The 23,918-nt window shown below is 63.5% G+C and carries 19 protein-coding genes; 13 read left to right on the top strand and 6 right to left on the bottom strand.

What is annotated here, in order from left to right:
* The first annotated feature begins 107 nt into the window (after positions 1-107).
* Entirely contained in the window at positions 108-1,046 is a 939-nt protein-coding gene (locus ACXAF5_RS15010; RefSeq protein WP_474947207.1) for an MBL fold metallo-hydrolase, read from the top strand.
* Here the strand turns inward: ACXAF5_RS15010 and ACXAF5_RS15015 are convergent.
* Positions 1,031-2,344, bottom strand: coding sequence for an NAD(P)/FAD-dependent oxidoreductase (locus ACXAF5_RS15015; protein ID WP_239322812.1), 1,314 nt, complete (start codon positions 2,342-2,344; stop codon positions 1,031-1,033). The genes ACXAF5_RS15010 and ACXAF5_RS15015 overlap by 16 nt on opposite strands.
* A 137-nt stretch (positions 2,345-2,481) precedes the next feature.
* A complete protein-coding gene (locus tag ACXAF5_RS15020; protein WP_474947208.1) occupies positions 2,482-4,140 on the bottom strand; it encodes an NAD+ synthase in 1,659 nt (552 codons plus the stop codon).
* A 168-nt stretch (positions 4,141-4,308) separates the two neighbouring features.
* On the opposite strand from ACXAF5_RS15020, the gene ACXAF5_RS15025 reads away from it, so the two are divergent.
* Complete coding sequence (locus ACXAF5_RS15025; protein ID WP_474947209.1) at positions 4,309-5,748, top strand: MORN repeat-containing protein; 1,440 nt, start codon at positions 4,309-4,311, stop codon at positions 5,746-5,748.
* Between the two features lie 8 nt (positions 5,749-5,756).
* Positions 5,757-6,797 (top strand): hypothetical protein, encoded by a 1,041-nt coding sequence (locus tag ACXAF5_RS15030; protein ID WP_474947210.1) that lies wholly within the window; start codon positions 5,757-5,759, stop codon positions 6,795-6,797.
* On the opposite strand, the gene ACXAF5_RS15035 is transcribed toward ACXAF5_RS15030, so the two are convergent.
* Positions 6,794-8,317, bottom strand: a complete 1,524-nt coding sequence (locus ACXAF5_RS15035) for a cryptochrome/photolyase family protein (RefSeq protein WP_474947211.1) — start codon at positions 8,315-8,317, stop codon at positions 6,794-6,796. The two genes, ACXAF5_RS15030 and ACXAF5_RS15035, sit on opposite strands and share 4 nt — an antisense overlap.
* Positions 8,318-8,677: 360 nt before the next feature.
* Here ACXAF5_RS15035 and ACXAF5_RS15040 point away from each other — a divergent pair, with 360 nt between their 5' ends.
* Both ACXAF5_RS15040 and ACXAF5_RS15045 read left to right on the top strand, forming a co-directional pair.
* On the top strand, positions 8,678-10,261 hold the full coding sequence (locus tag ACXAF5_RS15040; protein WP_474947212.1) for a 2-isopropylmalate synthase: 1,584 nt from the start codon (positions 8,678-8,680) through the stop codon (positions 10,259-10,261).
* Positions 10,262-10,460: 199 nt separating this feature from the next.
* Positions 10,461-11,882 (top strand): tetratricopeptide repeat-containing sulfotransferase family protein, encoded by a 1,422-nt coding sequence (locus ACXAF5_RS15045; RefSeq protein ID WP_474947213.1) that lies wholly within the window; start codon positions 10,461-10,463, stop codon positions 11,880-11,882.
* Positions 11,883-11,898: 16 nt separating this feature from the next.
* Here ACXAF5_RS15045 and ACXAF5_RS15050 read toward each other — a convergent pair whose 3' ends face one another.
* Positions 11,899-12,678 carry a 23S rRNA (adenine(2030)-N(6))-methyltransferase RlmJ gene (locus tag ACXAF5_RS15050; RefSeq protein WP_474947214.1) on the bottom strand — a complete coding sequence of 260 codons (780 nt, stop codon included), beginning with the start codon at positions 12,676-12,678 and terminating at the stop codon, positions 11,899-11,901.
* 110 nt (positions 12,679-12,788) lie between these two features.
* On the opposite strand from ACXAF5_RS15050, the gene ACXAF5_RS15055 reads away from it, so the two are divergent.
* From ACXAF5_RS15055 to ACXAF5_RS15090, 8 genes are all read left to right on the top strand, one after another.
* Positions 12,789-13,541, top strand: a complete 753-nt coding sequence (locus ACXAF5_RS15055; RefSeq protein ID WP_474947215.1) for a lysozyme family protein — start codon at positions 12,789-12,791, stop codon at positions 13,539-13,541.
* 216 nt (positions 13,542-13,757) lie between these two features.
* On the top strand, positions 13,758-14,804 hold the full coding sequence (locus ACXAF5_RS15060; protein ID WP_239322803.1) for a rod shape-determining protein: 1,047 nt from the start codon (positions 13,758-13,760) through the stop codon (positions 14,802-14,804).
* A gap of 57 nt (positions 14,805-14,861) precedes the next feature.
* Positions 14,862-15,812: a rod shape-determining protein MreC gene (mreC, locus tag ACXAF5_RS15065; RefSeq protein WP_474947216.1), complete on the top strand. Its 951-nt coding sequence runs from the start codon at positions 14,862-14,864 to the stop codon at positions 15,810-15,812.
* A complete protein-coding gene (locus ACXAF5_RS15070; RefSeq protein ID WP_239367313.1) occupies positions 15,805-16,344 on the top strand; it encodes a rod shape-determining protein MreD in 540 nt (179 codons plus the stop codon). The genes mreC and ACXAF5_RS15070 overlap by 8 nt, the downstream gene beginning before the upstream one ends.
* Entirely contained in the window at positions 16,341-18,287 is a 1,947-nt protein-coding gene (gene mrdA / locus ACXAF5_RS15075; protein ID WP_474947217.1) for a penicillin-binding protein 2, read from the top strand. Before ACXAF5_RS15070 ends, mrdA begins: the two co-directional genes overlap by 4 nt.
* Positions 18,284-19,423: a rod shape-determining protein RodA gene (gene rodA / locus ACXAF5_RS15080; RefSeq protein ID WP_239367317.1), complete on the top strand. Its 1,140-nt coding sequence runs from the start codon at positions 18,284-18,286 to the stop codon at positions 19,421-19,423. Before mrdA ends, rodA begins: the two co-directional genes overlap by 4 nt.
* Positions 19,424-19,534: 111 nt before the next feature.
* Complete coding sequence (locus ACXAF5_RS15085) at positions 19,535-19,945, top strand: VOC family protein (protein ID WP_239322798.1); 411 nt, start codon at positions 19,535-19,537, stop codon at positions 19,943-19,945.
* On the top strand, positions 19,942-20,868 hold the full coding sequence (locus ACXAF5_RS15090) for a 2-hydroxyacid dehydrogenase (RefSeq protein ID WP_474947218.1): 927 nt from the start codon (positions 19,942-19,944) through the stop codon (positions 20,866-20,868). The genes ACXAF5_RS15085 and ACXAF5_RS15090 overlap by 4 nt, the downstream gene beginning before the upstream one ends.
* Positions 20,869-20,948: 80 nt before the next feature.
* Here the strand turns inward: ACXAF5_RS15090 and ACXAF5_RS15095 are convergent, their stop codons facing one another.
* Both ACXAF5_RS15095 and ACXAF5_RS15100 read right to left on the bottom strand, forming a co-directional pair.
* Entirely contained in the window at positions 20,949-22,964 is a 2,016-nt protein-coding gene (locus ACXAF5_RS15095) for a M3 family metallopeptidase (protein ID WP_474947219.1), read from the bottom strand.
* 98 nt (positions 22,965-23,062) lie between these two features.
* Positions 23,063-23,869, bottom strand: a complete 807-nt coding sequence (locus ACXAF5_RS15100; RefSeq protein ID WP_474947220.1) for an amino acid ABC transporter permease — start codon at positions 23,867-23,869, stop codon at positions 23,063-23,065.
* Positions 23,870-23,918: the final 49 nt, after the last annotated feature.

A 23,918-nucleotide genomic window follows, 5' to 3' on the forward strand; every position in this document is an offset into this window, starting at 1 on the left:
GTTGAAGGCGATGTGGCGCTCCCACGCATTCGTGATCGGGCTTCAGGGGACTTTGCGGGCTGGCGCGCTAGGCTTGGATCATATCAATCAACAGGGAGACCAAGAGGATGACAGTAAAGCTATCCCGCCGTGCCGCGCTGGCCGGTGCCGCCGCCGCCCCGATTGCCGCCAGTGTTGCTGCGCCCGTGAAGGCCACTGGTGAAGGGGGCGCCATGAAACCCTTGCATGCCCGCGCCTTCAAGGTTGGCGATTATACCGTGCACAGCCTGCTTGCGGGCAGCACCGGGCGCGATGGGGTGAAAGATATCTTTGGCGGCGGGGCTTCGGATGAGGCGTTTGCAGAGGTCGCTCAGGAGAATTTCATCTCCGACACCAGCGCGCAGTTCTATTTTACTCCGACGCTGGTCGATACGGGGTCAGAGAAAATCCTGTTTGATACTGGCCTCAACGCGGGCGGCATCACCTCGGCGCTGGCGGATGCGGGTGTGACCCCCGACGAGATCGATGTGGTGGTGCTGACTCATATGCATGGCGACCACATCGGCGGCATGACCGACGACAGCGGCGCGGCCACTTTTGCCAATGTGCGCTATGTGACAGCGGCGGCGGAATACGACCACTGGACCGGGTTGCCCGAGGGCAATGGCGGCGCGGATCGGGTGCGGGCCAAGGTAACTCCGCAGGCCGAGAAGATGAGTTTTATCGAAGATGGCGGCACCGTGGCCTCGGGCGTGACCGGCATGGCGGCCTTTGGGCATACGCCGGGGCATATGGTCTACATGATCGAAAGCGGCGGGCAGCAACTGCTGCTGACGGCGGATCTGGCCAATCACTATGTGTTCCCCTTTGCCCATCCCGAATGGCAGACCAGCTTTGACACCGACAAGGATGCGGCCTCGGCAACGCGGCGGCGGGTGCTTTCGATGCTGGCGGACAGCCGCACGCCGATGATCGGCTATCATATGCCGTTCCCGGCTGCGGGCTATGTGGAGACGCGGGGCGACGGGTTCAGGTTTGTGCCGGTCAGCTATCAGATGATGGGGTAAGACCCAAAGCGGCTCAGGCGGAAGGGGCGCGGGTCCACAATGGGCGCGTCCCCCGTCACCAGATCCGCGGTGAGCCGCCCGGCACCGGGACCAAGGCCGAAGCCGTGCCCGCTGTAGCCCGTCGAGACAAACAGGCCGGGTCGGGCCTGCACTTCGGAGATCACCGGAATTTCATCCGGGGTCACATCAATCAGGCCGCCCCAGCTTTGGGTGACATCGGCCTTTTCCAGCGCCGGGAAGGCATCGCGTACCGCCGCAAGCCCACGGCGCAGGGCCTTTTGCGAGGGCTGCGGATCAAGCACGCGGGTTTCCTCAAACGGGGTGCGATCCTGCCCGGTCCAGGGGCGGGCCTCGCGGGTCTCGATGCCCCAGCGGTTGGACAGGCGGAACCGCAGGGCGGTGACATCCTGCAGAAAGGCCGGAATGAAGCGGTGACCGATGCGGAAGGTGTCGGGCACGATGTCAAAGGTGTTTTCGCCGCCCGAGGCAACGGTGTAGCCGCCATCTGCACGTTTGCGCAGACCAAAGCCCGCCGCCCAAAGTGCGGTTTCCGGCACGCCCTCGACCGGCGACAGCCGCATCACGGAATTGAGCACCTTGAGTTGTGGCAGAAAGATGCCCTCATTGCGCAGGAACAGGCGCGACCAGGCCCCGCCCGCAACCACCACGGCCGTTGCGGTGACGCGGCCCTTCTCGGTCAGCACGCCACGGATGCGCCCGGCTTCCACGTCCAGCCGGCGCACGGCACAGCCGGTGACCACCACGGCGCCCTTGTCGCGCGCAGCAGAGGCAATTGCATGCGTGGCCATCTGCGGTTCGGCGCAGCCGTCCTGCGGCGTGTGAAAGCCCGCGCGCAACCGATGGCCATAGCCCGGTGTCAGCGCCTCCAGCGCCGCGCCGCGCAGCATGTGGCCTTCGCCGCCGATCGCCTTCAGATGCTCCGCCCAGGCCAACAACTCCGCCTCGCGCTTGCGGCTGCCTGCGGTGAACATGATGCCGCATTTGGTATAGCCCGTCGCGTAGCCGGTGCGTGCGTCCAGCCCTTCCCAGATGCGCTGGGAATGGGTCATCAGCGCCATTTCGCGGGGGTCACGCTGCGACATGCGCACCCAGCCCCAGTTGCGCGAGCTTTGTTCGCCCGCGATCTGGCCCTTTTCGCACAACAGCACGGAATGGCCTCGTTCGGCCAGTTCCAGCGCCGTGGAGGCACCCACGATGCCACCGCCGATCACGACAACATCAACCGCGTTTGGCAGCGCGCGGTCCGAATTGAAATGAGGCAGCTGAGGTCCGGGCATGGGGCAGTTCTAGTCCGTGGGCAAAGAGCGGGTCCAGCCGCGCATGAGGCACGTGGGACCAGTTCCTGCGGCCTGTGTTCTTCCGGCCTCAATCAGGGCCGGAACCCTCCTGTTTCAGAACGATGCCGCCGCGTTTTTCAGCTGGGGTCACGCCAGCGATTGACAATCGGGTAGCGCCGATCAAGCCAGAAGGCGCGCTTGGTCAGGCGGGCACCCGGTGCGGACTGAAAGCGCTTGTATTCGCTGATATAAAGCAGGTGCTCGACCCGTTTTGCCACATCGCGATCAAAGCCCGCGGCGACGCAATCCGCAATCGATCCGTCCTGATCCACAAGAATATCGAGAATCGCATCCAGCTCGGGATAGTCCGGCAGGGAATCGCTGTCCTTCTGGTCTTCGCGCAGCTCGGCCGAGGGGGGCTTGTCGATAACATTGGGGTGGATCACCTCGCCCTCCGGCCCCATCATCCAGTCCCGGTGATTGGCGTTGCGCCAGCGGCAGGTTTCAAAGACCCGTGTCTTGTAGAGATCCTTGATCGGGTTATAGCCACCGTTCATATCGCCGTAGATGGTGGCATAGCCCACCGCAACCTCGGATTTATTGCCGGTGGTCAGCAGCATCTCGCCAAATTTGTTCGACATCGCCATCAACAACAGACCGCGCAGGCGGGACTGGATGTTTTCTTCGGTGAGATCCGCGTCACGCCCCGCAAAGAGCGGTGCCAGCGTGTTGGTGATCGCTTCGCGCCCCTCGGAAATTGGCACATAGTCGTAGTGCACGCCCAGCGCCTTGGCGACCGCCTCGGCATCCTCCAGCGAGTCCTTGGAGGTATATTCCGAGGGCAGCATGACACAGCGCACGTTCTCCGCGCCCAGCGCATCGACCGCGATGGCGGCCACGATGGCAGAGTCCACACCGCCCGAGAGGCCCAGCAGCGCTTTCTTGAAGCCGGTCTTGCCCATGTAGTCGCGCAAGGACAGCACCATGGTGCGATAGTCCTGCTCCCACGCATCGGGCAGATACGCCTTCTCGCCCTCCTTGATGCGCCAGCCATCGGCGGTGCGCTCCAGATCGAGCTGCGCGATGCATTCGTCAAAGACCGGCATCTGAACCGCCAATGCGCCATGCGGGTTGAGTGCAAATGTCCCACCGTCAAAGACCTGATCGTCCTGACCGCCCACCATGTTGAGGTAGATCACAGGCAGGCCGGTCTCGACCGCGCGGGCCACCATGTGGTTGTAGCGGGTTTCCATCTTGCCGCGATAATAGGGCGAACCATTGGGGATCAGCAGGAACTCGGCGCCGGTTTCTTCCAGCGTCTCGGCGACATCCTCATGCCAGCCGTCCTCGCAGATCGGGCTGCCGATACGGGTATTGCCAACGGAATATGGCCCGCCCAACGGCCCGGCATCAAAAATCCGCACCTCGTCAAACACGGTTTCATTCGGCAGATGGTGTTTCAGGCATTTGGACGCGATCTTGCCGCCCTTCAGGATCAGATAAGCGTTATATAGCTTGCCCCCTTCGACCCAGGGGCTGCCGATCGCCAGCGCCGGACCCTCTGCCGTGGCAGCGGCCAGTGTCTCGACCTCGGCAATCGCGGCCTGATGAAAGGCCGGTTTCATCACCAGATCCTGCGTATTGTAGCCGGTGATGAACATCTCCGGCAGCGCCACCAGGTCAGCCCCGGCGTCGCGTCCCGTCTGCCAGGCGTCCAGCGCCTTGGCGGCATTGCCACCCAGATCCCCCACCGTCGGGTTCAATTGCGCAAGCGTGATGCGAAACCTGTCAGCCATCGTCCGGGTCCTTGAATGCATATCCTCCCCCGCCATGTATCAGATCCCCGCCGAAGGAAAAGACCAATGGGGCAAAACCGTTGCGACATCATCCCCGCTGGCATAAGTTCCGGGCAAGCACCCCATGACAGGCAGCTCTCGCAATTCACTGAGGCAACTGAGGTTTCCATGACCCGCATCGGCTCCACTATCGTATTGACCTCCCTGCTTGCGCTGGCGACGGCGGGCGCGCCCCTCCCCGGCTTCGCGCAGGAGGATCAGGTTCTGACCACCCAGGACGAGATCGGCGGCGTCTATGAAGGCGAGTTCAAGGGCGGGCTGCAACATGGTCAGGGCACCTACACGCTGCCGAACGGGTACGAATACAGCGGCGAGTGGGTCGAAGGCGAGATCCGCGGCCAGGGGGTTGCGCGCTTTCCCAACGGGTCCGTCTACGAGGGCGAATTCGCCAAGGGCAAACCCGAAGGCATCGGCAAGATCACCTTTGCCGACGGCGGCACCTACGAGGGTGAATGGCAAGATGGGGTCATCAATGGCCATGGCGTTGCCGTCTATGCCAATGGCGTGCGCTACGAGGGCGATTTCGTCAATGCGCAGCACCATGGCCGCGGCACCATGCAGAACCCCGGTGGCTATACCTACGAGGGCGATTGGGTCGAGGGCCGCAAGGAAGGTCTGGGCAAGATCACCTACCCCAACGGCGCCACCTACCAGGGCGGTGTCAAGGACGGCAAACTCGACGGTCTCGGCACGCTGGTGATGCCCGACGGTCTCAAATACGACGGTGAATGGGCCGACGACCAGATGAACGGCAACGGCACGCTGACGCAGCCCAACGGCGACGTCTACGAAGGTCCGCTGGTGAACGGGCGCCGGGTGGGCAAGGGCAAGCTGACCTATGCCAACGGCGATGTCTACGAGGGCATGTTCGAAGACGACCTGCGCCAGGGCGAAGGCACCTTCACCGGCACCGATGGCTATGTCTACACCGGCCTGTGGCAGGCAGGCCAGATCGAGGGCACCGGCAAGGTCACCTACCCGGATGGATCGGTCTACGAAGGCGAATTCCGCGATGACCTGGCCCATGGCACCGGCAAAATCACCTATCCCGACGGCTCCACCTACGAGGGCGAATGGGTGGCCGGCGTGATCGAGGGCGACGGGCTGGCGACCTACCCCAATGGCGTCACCTACGAGGGCAGCTTCAAGAACGCCAAGAACGATGGCCAGGGCACCATGACCTACCCCGACGGCTACCGCTATGAGGGCGGTTGGAAGGACGGTCTGCGCCATGGGGAGGCCACGGTCACCTATGCGGATGGGTCGATCTACGAAGGGCAATTCGAAAACGGTCAGCGCCATGGCACCGGCAAGATCACCATGGTCGATGGCTTCAGTTATGAAGGCGACTGGGTCGAAGGCAAGATCAGCGGTGAGGGCACGGCCACCTATGCCAATGGCGATGTCTACGAAGGCAGCTTCGTGAACTCCAAACGGCAGGGACCGGGCACCATGCGCTACGCCTCCGGGCAGGAGGCTTCGGGCACATGGGACAATGGCGCGTTGACCACCCCGGCTGAGGACGCGGCCGAGGGTGACGGTAACTAACCCGCCAGATGGCCACGCTCCTTTATCTTGTCCACGGGCGCGCGCCGCGCCAGCAACAGCAGCTCTCCTACAGCATCCTTTCCGCCCTGAAACAGGGGCTGGAGGGGGTGGAGATCCTGCTGATGTGCGATGAGGGCAATCGCCGCCCGGATTTGCCCGTGCGCCACCAGATCCTGTCAGCCGATCAAATTGCACAGTGGACCGACGCCGGGCGCGCACCTGCCCGCGCGCAGCTTCACGCACTCCAACTGGCCCTTTCAGAACGCAACACCCCGGTCTGCTGGGTGGCGACCGACACTGCCTTTACGGCACCGCCCCGGCAGATGACCGAGCGCATCGCAGCCCAGGTGCCGCTGTTCTATGATCGCGACGGTTGGCTGGCGGGACGCCCCGAGTGGGCGCCCATCATTGACGCCTGCAAAGGCACCGCGCTCGAAGACCAGATCCAGACCGGTACAGAGGTGCTCGACACAGGCATTCTGGGCCTGACAGAGGCCGAAAGCGATATCATAGATCAGTCATTGAAGCCGCATGAAGTGCTGGATACCGCCCCCAAAGTATCAAATATGGAACAAATCCGCCTTGGCGCACTCCTTACGCAAACTGCGCGTGAATTGCGCTTTGGCAACGATACGGTCAGCCGGTATTCGACCTATATGCGCCATGTGTATCACGGGCGTTTTGACGCGATGTTCCCGCCCGGCGCGCCTGTGAACACCGCGCTGGCAGAACGCCTGCCTGTGATAACAGAGCCGCCCAAGCCGTTGCATTTGCGCCTGAAAGCCAAGGCCTACGCGCTGCGCCACGGGTTCGGGCGCGGCACCGAGTTCGGCTATCTCGCCTATCTCTGCGCCTTTGCCGCCCCAACGCCCGAGGGACGCAACGTCTGGGCCAATATCGCGCTTGATATGATCGAACGCTCGGCACGCGCGCCCGACAAGCTCGCCAAGGATCTGCCCAGACTGGCACCGGATGCCCTGGCGCTGGCCGAGCTGTCGCCCGAGACCGAAGACAGATGGCGCAAGTTCTGGATGAACAGAACCCGCTAAACCTTTTCGCCCGCCTCCAGTTTGGCAAGGAAGGCGTCGGCCTCCTGCAAGATCACATCCCGCTTGTCAGCGTCCATCCGATCCCATGTGCGGTACATATTGCCCATACGCGGATTGCCCTCGAACCGGTCTCGGTGACGGTTCAGGAAATGCCAGTAGAGCAGGTTGAACGGACAGGCCCCCTCGCCCGTTTTCTGCTTCACCTTATAGGCGCAACTGGCGCAATAATTGGACATTCTATCGATATAGGCGCCGCTGGACACATAGGGTTTGGAGGCAATGATGCCGCCATCGGCAAACTGGCTCATGCCGACCGTATTGGGGGCCTCCACCCATTCAAACGCATCCGCATAGACCGCCAGATACCAGTCGTGCACTTCGGCTGGATCAACCCCGGCCAGCAATGCAAAATTGCCGGTCACCATGAGCCGCTGGATATGGTGGGCATAGGCCTCTTCCTGGGTTTGCCGCACCACTTGCGACAGGCACTGCATCTCGGTTTCCGCCCCCCAATAGAGCGGCGGCAAGGCGCGCGTCTGCCCCAGCGCATTGTGGCTGGGGTAATCCTCGCCCTCGATGAAATAGATGCCGCGCACAAATTCGCGCCAGCCCAGGATCTGGCGAATGAACCCCTCCACCGCGTTGAGCGGCGCGCGCCCCGCCTGCCATTCTGCCTCTGCGGCCTCGCAGACCTCCCGCGGTGACAGCAGGCCGATGTTCAGATAGGGCGAGAGGATCGAATGATAGAGCCAGCGCTCATCCGTCATCATCGCATCCTGAAAATCACCAAACTGCGGCAGGGCATGGGTGATGAAATGCGCCAGCGCCTCCAGCGCCTGATCGCGGGTGGTGGCAAACCAGAACGGGCGCAAATCACCAAAATGCGTGTCAAACCGTGCCTCGACCAGTTCCAGCACCTCATTGACGTCATCATCTGGCTCAAACCGGGGCGGGCCAGAATGGTCGATCTCCTTTGGTGGCGCTTTGCGGTTCTCGGCGTCATAGTTCCACTTGCCGCCCGCCGGGGCGTCCCCCTCCATCAACAGGCCGGTTTTCTTGCGCATCAGCCGATAGAAATACTCCATCCGGAGCTGCTTTTTCCCCGCTGCCCAGTCGGCAAAATCCGCGCGTGTCGCCAGAAAACGGTCATCCGCGTGGAAATGAACTTTGAGCGGTGCGTATTTCAGCGCGCGGATCAGCCGCCATTCGCCGGGCGTGGTGGCCAGCACCTCGGAGGCCTCAAATTCCTCGGCCCGTCGCAACAGCTCCCCCACGATGCTGTCAGCGCCCTCCTCCTCCAGACGGCGATAGGCCACCTGCCAACCCTGCGCACGCAAACGGGCCGCAAACTTGCGCATCGCAGCCAGAACCAGAGCGATCTTCTTGGGATGATGCGGCACATAGGTGCCCTCATCCATCACTTCGGCCATGACCACCACATCGCGTGCGGGATCAGCCGCCTTCAGCGCTGATAATCCTTCGGACAGCTGGTCGCCCAATACTAAAACAAGCCGTGTCATGTTCGGGCTAACTGGCGCGCTGCGTGGATAATTCCACCCTTTGCTTTCAACTTCTTACAAATATCCACCTCCCACGGTGGCGCCGAAATCTCCACCGTGCTGCGGCGCAGAGACATTTGCCCCTTTCCATTCGCCGCATGGCCTGTATAACTCGGCGCATGACCACGTGTGCCGATATCCAGATTGCCGACGCTGCGACCCGCGGCGCGCTTTCGCGTGGCCTACTGCTCCTAATCCGCCTCTGAGCGTGCCATCCGGCGCGCCCGCTCAGAGGATGTGCATGCGCGCCATGGATTGGACCCTTCCCCCCGAACAGGACGCCACAGCGCCGCGGGGACCCGAGCAAGAAAGACATCTGACATGACCAGCATTACCGACACCGTGAACCCGCAGGATCGCGTTCTGATTTTCGACACCACTCTGCGTGATGGCGAGCAGAGCCCCGGCGCCACCATGACCCATGATGAAAAGCTCGAAATTGCCGAGCTTCTGGACGACATGGGCGTCGACATTATCGAAGCCGGCTTTCCGATCGCCTCCGAGGGCGATTTCAAAGCCGTGAGCGAGATTGCAGAACGCTCCAAGAACTCCATGATCTGTGGTCTGGCCCGTGCCAACCTCAAGGATATCGACCGCTGCGCCGAGGCCGTGCGCAAGGCCGCCAAGCCGCGCATCCATACGTTTATTGGCACCTCGCCACTGCACCGCGCGATTCCGAACCTCACCATGGATGAGATGGCCGAGCGCATCCACGACACCGTGACCCATGCGCGCAATCTGGTGGACAATGTGCAATGGTCGCCGATGGACGCGACCCGTACTGAGTGGGATTATCTCTGCCGGGTGATCGAGATCGCCATCAAGGCGGGTGCGACCACCATCAACATCCCCGACACGGTAGGCTACACCGCCCCGCGCGAGAGCGCCGACCTGATCCGCCGCCTGATTGAAACCGTGCCCGGCGCGGATGAGATCGTCTTTGCCACCCACTGCCACAACGACCTTGGCATGGCGACCGCGAACTCGCTGGCGGCCGTCGAGGCGGGCGCGCGCCAGATCGAGTGCACCATCAACGGTCTTGGCGAACGCGCGGGCAATACCGCCCTCGAAGAGGTGGTGATGGCGATGAAGGTGCGCAATGACATCATGCCCTTTGCCACCGGCATCGACACCCGCAAGATCATGCATATCTCGCGCCGCGTCGCCACGGTTTCGGGCTTCAACGTGCAGTTCAACAAGGCCATTGTCGGCAAGAATGCCTTTGCCCATGAGAGCGGCATCCACCAGGATGGCATGCTCAAGAACAAGGAAACCTTCGAGATCATGCGCCCCGAGGACGTGGGCCTTGCCGGGACCTCGCTTCCGCTTGGCAAACATTCGGGCCGCGCGGCGCTGCGCGACAAGCTCACCAACCTCGGCTACGAGGTCGGCGACAACCAGCTCAAGGACTTGTTTGTCCGCTTCAAGGAGCTGGCCGACCGCAAGAAAGAAGTCTTTGACGACGACATCATCGCGCTCATGCGCACCAGCGGCGATGAGGACGATCACCTGAAGCTGGTCTCGATGAAGGTGGTTTGCGGCACCGGTGGTCCGGCGGAATCCACCGTCGAGATGGAAGTCGACGGCACCGATGTCACCGAAACCGCTGAGGGCGACGGTCCGGTGGATGCGACCTTCAAGGCGATCCGCAAGATCCATCCGAATTCCGCGCATCTGCAACTCTATCAGGTGCATGCGGTGACCGAGGGGACCGATGCGCAGGCGACGGTGTCCGTGCGCCTCGAAGAGGACGGCGTCATCGCCACCGGTGACAGCGCCAATACCGATACGGTGGTGGCCTCCGCCATGGCCTATATCGATGCGCTCAACCGTCTGATCGTGCGCCGCGACAAGATGGGCGAAGGCGCTGACGCGCGCGAGATTTCCTACAAGGACATCGGCTGAAGCTCGTCACACCCTGGATTACGATGAAGGGGCACCAAAGGGTGCCCCTTTTTCTGTGGGAGACGCGGAGGCTATGGGAGACGCGGGGCGGGACAGAGCTTGGTTTTCCGGTGGTTTCGCGGTGGTGGAACCTGGCATTCATGGTTTCTCAAGCTCGAGCGGCCAGTCTTGGTGGCAACACCAAACGAGAGGCTCGCCCATGTCCGCGCTTCAGCCCTGCCATGCCCCCGCAGCGGGCCGGTTCGACATCGCCCGACACCACGCGCTGATCGATGCCGGCCGCTATGTGACGGCCCTGCGCGCGATCCAGCCGCTGCTGGCCGCCGATCCGGCGAACCCTGCGCTGCTGGAGGCGGCGTCGGATTGTTACTGGCATCTGGAACGCAGGGACCGCTCGGTGCATATCCTGCGCACCCTGCACGAGCACTGGCCGGACCGGCAGTCCGCCGCGCTGCGCCTTGCCGCCCGCCTCGCCACGTTGGGCGCCCAAGACGAGGCCCGCGCCGTGTTTGAGGACATCCTGGCCCGTGACCCTGCGTGCAGCGCCGCCGTTCTGGGGCTCTGCGGGCTCAGCCGTCCGGCGCCGGACAGCCCCGAGGCGCAGCTGTTGCGCGAGATGAGCAGCGATGACAGCCGCCCTGCCGCCGAGCGGGCCGCCCTGCACACCGCCCTCGCCAAAGTGTTGCGCCCCCACGACGCGGAGGCCGCCTTCGTGCATTTCACCACCAGCAACAGCCTGCTGGAAGGCGGCCATGACCCGGACAAGATCGACCGCCGGGTGGCCTCGCAGCGCCGCTGCTATACGGCCCCCGCACCGAAGCCGCCCCATGCTGCGCCAAAGCTGGCGTTTGTGGTTGGCCCGGCGCGATCCGGCACCACATTGCTGGAAACCATGCTGTTGCAACACCCGGAGATTGCGAGCATCGGCGAAAGCCCCGCCTTGCAGACCGCCTTTTATGCCTGCCGCGCGGCCTCGAATGATCCGGCGGCCATCCCGCATGTGCACGACTGGACCGCTGGCGCGTCGCAAGCCTTGATTGACCAGGGGCGCGCGACCTTTCTGGCCCAGGCGCGCTTGCAGACGCCCCCGCCAGAGCCGGTTGTGCTCGACAAGATGCCGACCGATAGCTTCTATCTCGGATTTGCGCGGATGATCCTGCCCGGGAGCCGCGCGATCTTCATGCTGCGCCACCCGCTGGATGTCGGGCTTTCGATGTTCACCACCCATTTCGCCGAACGCCACCCCTACACAAGGCGGCTGGCATGGATCGGCCACATGCTGCGCCGCACTTACGACAGCCTGGATGACTACGTCCCGAAACTGGGGCCGGATCTGCGACTGCAATCCTATCGGGCGCTGGTAACGCAGCCGGAGGCGCAATTGCGCGACATTCTCGACTTTCTGGGCCTGCCCTGGGATCCGCGTTGCCTGATGCCCGAGGCGAGCGACACGGCGATCCTGACCGCCTCCAGCCTTCAGGTGCGACAGGGCCTCAATACCGACGGACTTGGCAAATGGCGGCAATACGAGGCGGAGCTTGCGCCGCTGATTGCTGCCCTTGGCGGCTGGGACTGGATCGCGCAGTGGCAGGACCGCGACGACGCCCTCCAATCGGCCTGACGCCCGCCGCGGTGGGTCAGAGCGTCGCGAACAGCGGGTCGAGCCGCGCGGCCTCTGCCGCAAGCCCGAAGGGCGCGTTGACCACGAACAGCCCCGACCCGATCATGCGATGACCCTCGCGCGCAGGTGGGAAACGCACCTCATGCGTCAGGGTGCCGGACAGGCCCTGCCCCTCCAGTGCCCGCAGCATTGCACCATGAGATCCGTCTGTCAGGATCGGATACCACAGCGCAATGACTCCGACGTTCCATTTGCGGTGCAGCTTGCCGATGATGCCGGGAAGGCGTGTGTAGTCCGATTTGATTTCGTAGCTGGGGTCGATCAGCAGCAGCCCGCGACGCGGGTCCGGTGGCGCCAGCGACTGCGCCATCTCGAACCCGTCCTGCGCATGAACCCGGGCGCCGGTGCTGCGCATCGCCGCGCGCAGCGCCTCGGCCTCCTGCGGGTGCAGCTCTGCCAGATGCAGGCGGTCCTGCACGCGCAACAGTTCCGCCGCGATCCTGGGCGAGCCCGGATAGGCCTGCGGCCCATGCGCGGCGTCAACCCGGTCCAGGACCCGTGCGTAGGGGTGATCCGCGTCAAACCAGTCCCGCACCGCCGCGATCCCCTTGGCGGCCTCGCCCGTTTTCACCGCTTCGGCAGAGCCGAGATCATAAAGCGCCCGCCCCGCGTGGGTCTCAAGATAGCTGAGCGGTTTGTCCTTGCGGGTCATATAGTCCAGCATCCACGCCAGCAGGGCATGTTTGTGAACGTCCGCCAGGTTCCCGGCGTGATAGATATGTTGATACGACAGCATGCAGATCCCATAGCCGCAAACCCGCCGCTGCGAAAGGGCGCAGCCTAAACGAAATCTCAACCTAGATGGCGCAATCTGATCCCTGAAATCGCCCGCAGAAGCAGGTCCAGATGCCCCTCAGAACGAGTTCCCTTGTCAGTGCGCTCACTGCACTGATGCTGATTTTGCCGCTCTGGAGCGGTCCGGCCCCTGCAAACTCCGCCGGTTTCTCGCTGGTGGGGGATGGCGGTTTCTTCATGCGGACATCCGCACCAGCCTCTGGCGCGGTCCTCCTCAACGATGATGAAACCGGCCGCGGCGCGGTCTCGATGAACCCCGGCGCGGCGAGCCTGTTTCGCGGTCGCATGAGCGGCAGCCTGTTTGCCAGCCCGCCACCAAAGGCGGGTGTGGACGTCGCCGAAATCATGAATGTGATCGCCAGCGCCGAAGCGGGCCAGGCCGACTATGATGCCGTGCAGCACGGCGCCCGGGTCAAACCCCCGGCTGCGCCCACCGACATGACCCTGCTGGAGATCTACGCCTGGATCGATGCCACCCCGGGCCAGCCGCATGCGATCGGGCGCTATCAGTTCATTCCGGCGACCCTGCGCCGTCTCGCCAAACACCAGGGCGTGCCGCTGGGACGCCACTTCAGCCCCGAGTTGCAGGACCAGCTTGCCCATCAGCTGATCGAAGAGGCGGGCCTGTCGGATTTCAAGGCTGGCGAGATCACTCAGACCGCCTTCATGAACAACCTGGCCAAGATCTGGGCCGGGCTGCCGACCTCCAGCGGGAAATCCTATTATCACGGCTACGCCGGCAACCGCGCCACCAAGACCTGGGCGACCTACAAGGCGCAGATGGATGCGATCTTTGCCGGTTGAGGGCACCACTCGGGCGCCGGCGCGGTGCGCAGGCGCACCGAAATCACGAATCCCGGCCGCACAGATCGAAATCCACCCGTTTCACAAGCGAAAAGACGCTAGGTGATCGGATTCCTCCCTTTTACGGCAGGCCCGCCCTGCTTATAAGATCAAGGTCTGCGGCCCGACGAGAGAGTCGCGGTCAGATAAATGCAGTACTCACAGGATCCCTCTTACATGGCGCTCTTCGGAAATCTCGGCGGTCTGTTCACCTCGGACATGGCCATTGACCTCGGCACCGCGAACACGCTGGTTTACGTCAAGGGTCGAGGCGTCATCCTGTCGGAGCCCTCGGTGGTCGCCTATCACGTCAAGGATGGCGTCAAGAAGGTTCTCGCCGTTGGCGAGGACGCAAAACTGATGCTGGGCCGGACGCCCGGATCGATCGAGGCGATCCGCCCGATGCGCGAAGGCGTGATCGCGGATTTCGACACCGCCGAAGAAATGATCAAGCATTTCATCCGCAAGGTGCACAAGCGCTCCACCTTCTCCAAGCCGAAGGTCATCGTCTGCGTCCCGCATGGCGCGACCCCGGTGGAAAAACGGGCGATCCGTTCGTCAGTGCTGGCTGCCGGTGCACGCCGTGCTGGCCTGATTGCGGAGCCGATCGCCGCCGCCATCGGCGCGGGCATGCCGATCACCGACCCGACCGGCAACATGGTCGTCGACATCGGCGGCGGCACCACCGAGGTGGCGGTTCTGTCGCTGGGCGACATCGTCTATGCGCGCTCCGTGCGTGTCGGTGGCGACCGGATGGACGAGGCGATCATCTCCTACCTGCGCCGCCAGCAGAACCTGTTGATCGGTGAGGCCACGGCCGAGCGCATCAAGACCTCCATCGGCACCGCCCGCATGCCCGACGATGGCCGCGGCCAGTCGATGCAGATCCGTGGCCGGGACCTGCTGAACGGGGTGCCGAAGGAAATCGAGATTTCGCAGGCCCAGGTCGCCGAAGCGCTGGCCGAACCGGTGCAGCAGATCTGCGAGGCGGTGATGACCGCACTGGAAACCACGCCGCCGGATCTGGCCGCCGACATCGTTGATCGCGGCGTCATGCTGACCGGCGGCGGTGCGCTGCTGGGTGATCTCGATCTGGCGCTGCGCGAACAGACCGGCCTTGCGGTGTCGATCGCCGACGAAAGCCTGAACTGCGTGGCCCTGGGCACCGGCAAGGCGCTGGAATACGAAAAGCAGCTGCGCCACGCCATCGACTACGAAAGCTGACGCCTGCGCCCTGATCGGGCATGTCTCTGGTATTGAACCATGTCTGGAAGGAGAGCCTTGGCCAAAGATCGGTCACAGCGCGATGATTATGCTGGCCCGCTCAAGCGTCTGCTTGTCGGGCTTCTGGTGTTGGTACTGGCGGTCATCTTTCTGGTCTGGCGCATCGACAGCCCGCGCGTGGAGCGGTTCCGGGCCCAGGTGGTCGATGCGGTGGTGCCCAATATGCAATGGGCCATGGTGCCGGTCACCAGCGTGGTGAACCTGCTGCGTGATTTTCAGAGCTACCAGCGCCTGTCGGAGCAGAACCAGGAATTGCGCTCCGAGTTGCGGCAGATGCGCGCCTGGAAAGAGGCGGCCCTGCAACTGGAACAGGAGAACGCGCGGCTTCTGGACCTCAACAATGTGCGCCTCGATCCGCAGCTGACCTATGTCACCGGGGTGGTGCTGGCGGATTCGGGGTCACCGTTCCGCCAGTCGGTGCTGCTGAACGTGGGCGCCCGGGACGGCATCCAGGATGGCTGGGCCGCGATGGACGGGATCGGCCTGGTGGGGCGTATCTCCGGCACCGGGCTTGATACCGCCCGCGTGATCCTGCTGACCGATGCCGCCAGCGCCGTGCCCGCCACCTTGCAGCCCTCCGGCCAGACCGCGCTGGTCAGCGGCGACAACACCGCCGCGCCGCTGCTGAACTTTGTCGAGAACCCGGAACTGATCCGCCCCGGCGACCGTGTGGTGACCTCGGGGGACGGCCATGTCTTCCCGCCCGGTCTGCTGATCGGACAGGTTGCGCAGGACCGGGCCGGCCGCCTGCGGGTGCGCCTGTCGGCCGATTACGAACGGCTGGAGTTCCTGCGGGTCTTGCGCCATCAGGGCAGCACCCTGATTTCCGACCCGGGTGCGCTGATCGCGCCCGTGCCGGAAGACATGATCCCCCTGCCCCGCCCGGACACGCTGCTGGAGGGCAACGACGCCGAAACCGCCCCCGCCCGTGAGGCCGACAATGGCTAGGACGACGCCAACGGCGATCTGGCTCATGCGCGCGGCCTACGCGGGTCTTGCGCTCCTGATCATGTTCTTTCACCTGCTGCCGCTGGACACGCTGCCGCGGCGCTGGAGCCCGCCGGATCTGCTGCTGGCGATGTCGCTGGCCTGGTCGGTGCGTCGCCCGGATTTCGTGCCGCCGCTGCTGATCGCGGCGGTGATGTTCCTCGCCGACCTGCTGTTTCAACGCCCGCCCGGCCTCTGGGCGCTGCTGGTGCTGCTGGCCTGCGAGTTTGCACGCTCGCGTCTGTCCCCGCATCGGGAGACCCCGTTTCTGGCCGAGTGGTTTGCGATCTCCGTCATTGTGATCGGCATAGCGTTGCTCAATCGGGTGATCCTTGGCATTCTTGCCGTGGAACAAGCCCATATTGCCCTGATACTGGTGCAAGTCATCATGACCATCGCCGCCTATCCTCTTGTCGTGCTTCTCAGCCAGAGCGTGATCGGGGTCCGGCGCCTTTCGGCGGCAGATGCCGAAACCCTGGGAGCCCGCCCGTGAAACGCAACCCGAAAGAGCTCGACAACAGCCATCGCACCGTGACCCGCCGCACGCTGGTGCTGGGCGGGCTCCAGCTTGGCTTTGCCGGTGCGCTGGCGATGCGGATGCGGTTCCTGCAGGTGGATCAGGCGGATCAGTTCCGCCTGCTGGCGGAAGAGAACCGGATCAACATTCGCCTGCTCGCGCCCAGCCGTGGCGAGATCTATGACCGCAACGGGATGATCATCGCCCAGAATTCCCCCTCCTATCGGATCGTCATGGTGCCCGAAGACGCAGGCGATGTTGAGGCGGTGATTGCCAATCTCAGCCGCTTGTTGCCGCTGGACGAAGAGGACCTGGAGCGCGCCCGCACGGAAATGCGCCGCTCGCGCCCGTTTCTGCCGATCACGCTGGCCGATCAGCTGTCCTGGGATGATATTTCCAAGGTCGCGGTGAATGCGCCGGCCCTGCCCGGGATCACCCCCGAGGTCGGCCTGTCGCGGGTCTATCCGCAGGGCGAGGACTTTGCCCATGTCGTCGGCTATGTCGGCCCGGTGTCGGACTATGACCTCTCCAAGATGGAAGATCCCGACCCGGTGCTGCTGACCCCGCGCTTCCAGTTCGGCAAGGTCGGGTTTGAGTCCAAGCTGGAGGAAACCCTGCGCGGCAAGGCCGGCACCAAACGGGTGGAGGTCAACGCCGCTGGCCGCGTCATGCGAGAGCTGGACCGCCGCGAGGGGGTTGCGGGCGCCGACATGCAGCTGACCATGGATGCGGAACTGCAGAGCTATGTGCAGGCCCGCCTTGGACGCGAAAGCGCTGCCGCCGTGGTGGTTGACATCGAAAACGGGGACATCCGCGCGATCTGCTCCAGCCCGAGTTTCGACCCGAACCTGTTCGTGCGCGGCATTTCCGTTGCCGATTATCGCGCGCTGACCGAAGATCCCTATCGGCCGCTCGCCAACAAGACCGTGCAGGGCACCTATCCGCCCGGCTCCACCTTCAAGATGGTGACGGCGCTTGCGGGACTGGAAAACGGTGTCATCACGCCTGAGGAAACCACCTGGTGCCCGGGCCATCTCGAAGTGTCCGGGCGGCGGTTCCACTGCTGGAAACGTGCCGGGCACGGCCATGTCAACCTGCTGGATTCGCTCAAGAGTTCCTGCGACGTCTACTATTATGACCTGGCCATCAAGGTCGGCATCGACCGCATTTCGGAAATGGCCAACAAACTGGGGCTCGGCATCCGTCACGACCTGCCGATGTCCGCCGTCGCCGCAGGGCTGGCGCCGGACCGGGCGTGGAAATCCCGCACCTATGGTCAGGACTGGCTCGTTGGCGATACGGTGAACGCCTCGATCGGACAGGGCTACATGCTGGCCTCGCCGATGCAGCTGGCGGTGATGAGCGCGCGGATCGCCTCTGGCCGCAGCGTCACCCCCCGGCTGGTGAAATCCGTCAATGGCGTCGAGGAGCCTTCGGGCGCCGGCACGCCCCTGGACATCAGCGAAACCCATCTGAGACAGGTGCGCAAGGCCATGTATGCGGTCAGCAATGACCGGCGCGGCACCGGCTACCGATCACGCATCATCGCCGATGGCATGCGGATGGCGGGCAAGACCGGCACCAGCCAGGTGCGCAACATCACCGCCGCCGAACGCGCTGCGGGGGTGATCCGCAACGAGGACCTGCCTTGGGAGCGCCGCGACCACGCGCTGTTTGTCTGCTTTGCCCCCTTCGACAATCCCAAATACGCGGTTTCGGTTGTCGTCGAACATGGCGGCGGCGGATCGACCGCGGCCGCACCGATTGCGCGGGACGTGATGTTGCAGGCGCTCTATGGGGGCACACCGCCGCTGGACGCCTACCCGGCCGGAGATCGCCGCAAGATCGAAGCGCAGCAGGAACGCCTGGAACGCGAACGGCTGAAACGCGCTGAGAGCGGCGGGAACGATCAGGCATGAGCTATCTTGAATATCATGCCAAATCGACCCCGACCGGGCTGCGCAAGATCTTCTACCTGAACTGGCCGCTGGTGCTGCTGTTGTCAGCGGCGGCGGGGATCGGGTTCCTGATGCTGTATTCGGTGGCGGGCGGGTCGTTCACGCCCTGGGTCGAACCACAGGCCAAACGTTTCATGGTCGGCCTGGGCGCCATGCTGGTGGTGGCGATGGTTCCGATCTGGTTCTGGCGCAATATCTCCGTGCTCGCCTATCTGATCGCGCTCCTCTTGCTGGTCGCGGTTGAGCTGTTCGGCTCTGTCGGCATGGGCGCGCAGCGCTGGGTCGACATCGGACCGATCCGGCTGCAACCCTCGGAACTGATGAAGATCACGCTGGTGATGGTGCTGGCGGCCTATTACGACTGGTTGCCCGCCAACCGCACCTCGCGCCCGCTGTTTGTGATCCTGCCGGTGCTCCTGATTATCCTGCCGACCTTTCTGGTGCTGAAGCAGCCGGACCTTGGCACCTCGATCCTGCTGCTGGCGGCAGGCGGCGGCGTGATGTTTCTCGCCGGTGTGCACTGGGCCTATTTCGCGGCGGTGATCGCCGCGGCGATCGGGCTGGTCACCGCCGTGTTCCAGAGCCGGGGCAGCGACTGGCAACTGCTCAAGGACTATCAGTACCGGCGGATTGATACCTTCCTCGACCCCTCTCAGGATCCCTTGGGGGCGGGCTATCACATCACCCAATCCAAGATCGCGCTGGGATCGGGTGGCTGGTCCGGTCGCGGCTTCATGCAGGGCACCCAATCGCGGCTGAACTTCCTGCCGGAGAAACAGACCGATTTCATCTTTACCACGCTGGCCGAGGAATTCGGCTTTGTGGGTGGTGTGACCCTGTTGGTGATCTACATGCTGATCATCCTGTTCTGCATCGTCACCGCGATCTCGACCAAGGACCGGTTTTCGTCGCTGGTGACCCTGGGCATTGCGCTGAACTTCTTTTTGTTCTTTGCGGTCAATATGTCGATGGTCATGGGGCTGGCGCCGGTTGTCGGTGTCCCCCTGCCGCTGGTGTCCTATGGCGGGTCGGCCATGATGGTCTTGCTGGCTGCCTTTGGCATTGTTCAGAGCGCCAACGTCCACCGCCCGCGCTGACACCGCTCAGATGGCGCCGCTGCGCAGGGCCCGATCAAAAACCGGCTGGCCCCGCCCCCGGCCCGGGGGCTATGGATGGCACACCCGATTTCCCGATGCAGGAGACACCGCATGAGCATCTTTCACCTCGCCTACCATGTCGATGACCTTGATGCCGCCCGTCATTTCTACGCCGAAACGCTCGGCTGCCGCGCCGGGCGCAGCACCGACAGCTGGATCGACTTCGACTTTTTCGGCCACCAGATCTCGCTGCACAAGGGCACCCCGTTTGCAACAGCAAAGACCGGGCGCGTCGGCGAACATCTGGTGCCGATGCCGCATCTCGGGGTGATCCTGCCGCAGGATCAATGGGAACGCCTCGCCGAACGGCTGCACGAGGCGGGCGTGGAGTTTGAGATCCCCCCGACCACCCGCTTCAAGGGCGAACCGGGCGAACAGAGCACCATGTTCTTTTACGACCCGGCCGGCAATCCGATCGAGGTCAAGGGCTTTGCCGATATGGACGGGGTCTTTGCCACATGATCAACGCCCTGTTTGCCGCCCGTCCCGAACGCTGGGAGACCTATGAGGCCCCGCTCAAAGCCGCCTTTGCGGACGCAGGGCTGAAGGTCGATCTGCGTCAGGATTTTGCGCCGGAGGAGGTGGACTACATCATCTACGCGCCCAATTCCGACGTGCAGGACTTTCGCCCCTATACCCGCTGCATGGCGGTGTTGAACCTATGGGCCGGGGTTGAAAACATCACCGGCAATGAAACTCTGACCCAGCCCCTGTGTCGGATGGTTGATCCGGGCCTGACCCAATCCATGGTCGAATGGGTCACCGGCCACCTGCTGCGCTACCATCTGGAAATCGACCGGTCCGTCGCGTTGCAAGACCGCTGGCTGCCCTATGTGCCCCCATTGGCAGAGGAACGCCCGGTGACCATCCTCGGCCTCGGCGCGTTGGGTCAAGCCTGCGCCAAGGCGCTGACACAGCTGGGCTTTCCGGTGTCGGGGTGGTCGCGCACCGCCAAGGACCTGCCGGAGGTGACCTGTCACCACGGCTCCGGTGGTCTCAAGCCCGCGCTCGCAGACGCGCAGATCGTGGTGCTGCTGTTGCCAGACACCCCGCAGACAGAAAACATCCTGAACGCACAAAGCCTCGGGTTTCTCCCCAAAGGCGCGCGGCTCATCAATCCGGGGCGTGGGCCGCTGATCGATGACACGGCTCTGCTGGCTGCGCTGGACAGCGGTCAGATCGACCACGCAACGCTGGATGTCTTCCGGGTAGAGCCCCTGCCCCACGATCATCCCTACTGGGCGCATCCGCGCGTCACGGTCACACCGCATATTGCCGCCGAAACCCGGCCCCTCACCGCATCGCGCGTGATTGCAGACAACATCCGCCGCGGCGAGGCAGGCGAGGATTTCGTGCATGTGGTAGACCGCGAGCGCGGCTACTAACAAAGAAGGGCGCCGCATCGCGCCCCTCTTCATCTTTTTCAAAATACCTCCGCCGGAGGCCGCGCCCCCGCAGGGGGCGCTTACTTTGCTGCCAGCCCGCGCCCTTTCAAAAGCGCCTCAACACCGGGCAACCGTCCCCGGAACGCCGTATAAAGATCCGCCGCATCCTCAGACCCGCCCCTGGAGAGGATATGCGCCTCCAGCGCCTTGGCACGTTCGGGGTCAAACGCGCCACCGGCCTCCTCAAAGGAGGCAAAGGCGTCCGCATCCATCACCTCTGACCACATGTAGCTGTAATAGCCCGAGGAATAGCCATCGCCCGAAAACACATGCGCAAACTGCGGCGTTGCATGGCGCATGACAATGGCTGAGGGCATGCCGATCTCGGCCAGAACTTCGGCCTGTTTTGCCATCGGGTCAGCGGGGGCGGCACCATCGTGGAACTCCAGATCCACCAGTGCCGAAGCGACATATTCCACGGTCTGAAAGCCCATGTTGAACGTCGCCGCTCCCAACACCTTGTCGAGCATTGCCTTTGGCATCGGCTCACCAGTTTCCGCGTGGGTGGCAAACTCTTGCAGCACCTCGGGCACTTCGAGCCAATGCTCATAAAGCTGGCTCGGCAGTTCCACAAAATCACGCGCCACGGAGGTGCCCGAGACACTCTCATAGGTCACATCCGACAGCATCTGGTGCAGAGCGTGCCCGAACTCGTGAAACAACGTGCGCGCATCGTCATAGGACAACAGCGCCGGGTCCCCTTTGGCGAAATTGCAGACATTGACCACGATGGGCGTCTGCGCCTCGGGGAACCTCGCCTGCGCCCGCATCGCCGAACACCACGCGCCGGAGCGTTTGGAGCCACGGGCAAAATAATCGCCGATGAACACGGCCAGATGCTTGCCGTTCCGGGTCACCTCCCACGCGCGGCAATCCTTGTGATAAAGCGGCACATCAAGCGGTGCGAACTCCAGCCCGAACAGGCGATTGGCACAGGCAAAGGCCGCCTCGATCATCCGGTCAAGCTGCAGGTAGGGTTTCAGCTCTGCCTCATCGAGGTCATGTTCGATCTTGCGGCGTTTCTCTGCGTAATAGTGCCAGTCCCACGGCTCCAGATCGCCGTTGATGCCATCCTCATGCATCATCCGCGTCAGCACCTCGGCGTCCTTGTCGGCCTGCGCCTGGGCCGGCCCCCAGACATCCATCAAGAGGCCGCGCACGGCCTCTGGCGTTTTGGCCATTTCGGTTTCCAGCTTGTAGGCGGCGAAATTCTCATAGCCCAGCAGCTTGGCGCGCTCTTCCCGCAGGGTCAGGATTTCAGCGGCAATTGCGCGGTTGTCGTGGTCACCGCCATTGGCGCCACGCGCCGCCCAGGCGCGGAATGCTTTTTCGCGCAGATCCCGCCGGGGCGAAAATTGCAGGAAGGGCGTCACGATCGAACGCGCAAGCGTTATCACCGGACCGGACGCGCCCTTTTCCTCGCCCGCCGTGCGCGCCGCTTTGACCACAAACTCGGGCAGGCCTTCGAGGTCACCCTCCGTCAGCTCCATGAACCACGCCCGCTCATCCGCAAGAAGGTTCTGAGTGAAATTGGTCCCAAGCGTTGCCAGGCGCGATTTGATCTCCTGCATGCGCGTATCGTCCGCACCCTGAAGCGCCGCGCCACCACGCACAAACCCACGGTGGGTGAGCATCAGAACACGGGCCTGCTCATCCGTCAGGTCAAGGTCATCGCGCTGCTCCCAGACCGCCTGCACCCGGGCATAGAGCGCCTTGTTGGCGGTGATTGCTGAAAAATGCGCGGCCAGCTTAGGCGAAAACTCCCGCTGCAGTGCCTCACGCGCTGGGTTGCTGTCCGCACCGGCGACCGAGAAGAATACCGACAGCACCTGCTCGAGCGGCTGACAGGGGGTCTCCAGTGCCTCCACCACATTGGCAAATGTGGGCGGCTCGGGATTGGTGGCGATGGCCTCGATCTGCGCCTGATGCGCGGCAAGGGCCTGGTCGAGCGCGGGGGCAAAATCATCGTCGGAAATCTGATCGAAGGGCGCAATCCCAAAGGGTGTTTGCCAGTCGCGCAGCAGCGGATTTGTCATGTGAGGTCTCCTTTGGGTCGACGCTAGCGCCTTCCCTTCCGACCTGCAATCTGTCCGCGGCCCTTCGGTTTTCTACGCCCGCAAAACGATCTGACGCGCTATTGCTGATCCTGCTTGTTGCGCAGGTGGCGTTCCAGGGCGCGCAGGCCCAGCGACAGGGAAATGGTCATCGCCAAATAGATCAGCGCCACCATGTTGTAGGTCTCGAAATAGCGGAAATTGCTGGCCGCCGTGACCTTTCCAAGCTGGGTGATGTCGAGAACACCAAGCACGGACACCAGCGAGGAATCCTTGACCAGCGCCACAAAATCATTGCCAAGCGGCGGCAGGATCGTGCGGATCGCCTGCGGAAATACAATGAACCGGAACCGCTGCCAGCCAGAGAGACCCAGCGCCTTTGCTGCCTCGACCTGACCTTCGGGCACCGATTGCAGGCCTGCGCGAAACACCTCGGCGATAAAGGCGGAATAGGCGATCATCAGCGCCACAATGGCGCGCCACAACAGCGGGAAGTTTCGCGTGCGGATGTCCTCCAGCCCGATGAAACTGCCCAGCCAGTTGCGCAGATCCACCAGGGCCGGTGCCAGCACAAAGGCCACATAAAGCAACAGCACGATGATCGGCACGCCGCGCACCACCTCGACGTAGAACCGGCAGGTCTGACGCAGCACAAGCCAGCGTGAATCCGCGCCCAGCGCCAGCGCCATGCCCAGAACTGAGGCCGAAAAGAAGCTCACGACCGTCACAAAGACGGTGATCCCCACCCCACGCCAGAGCGTGTTCATGATCTGGGCGTAGACGTCGCTGCGCGCAACCTCGATGCCCAGATAGAGCGCCGTCAGCCCGACGGCCACCAGCCACCACGGGAAATCTTCTTTGTCTTCGCGCTTGTGGCGATTGGTCATGTGCTTGCCCTGTCACGACAAACCCCGGCCTGAGGACTGGCCGGGGCGG

Source organism: Epibacterium sp. ABV4_022, assembly GCF_056159345.1.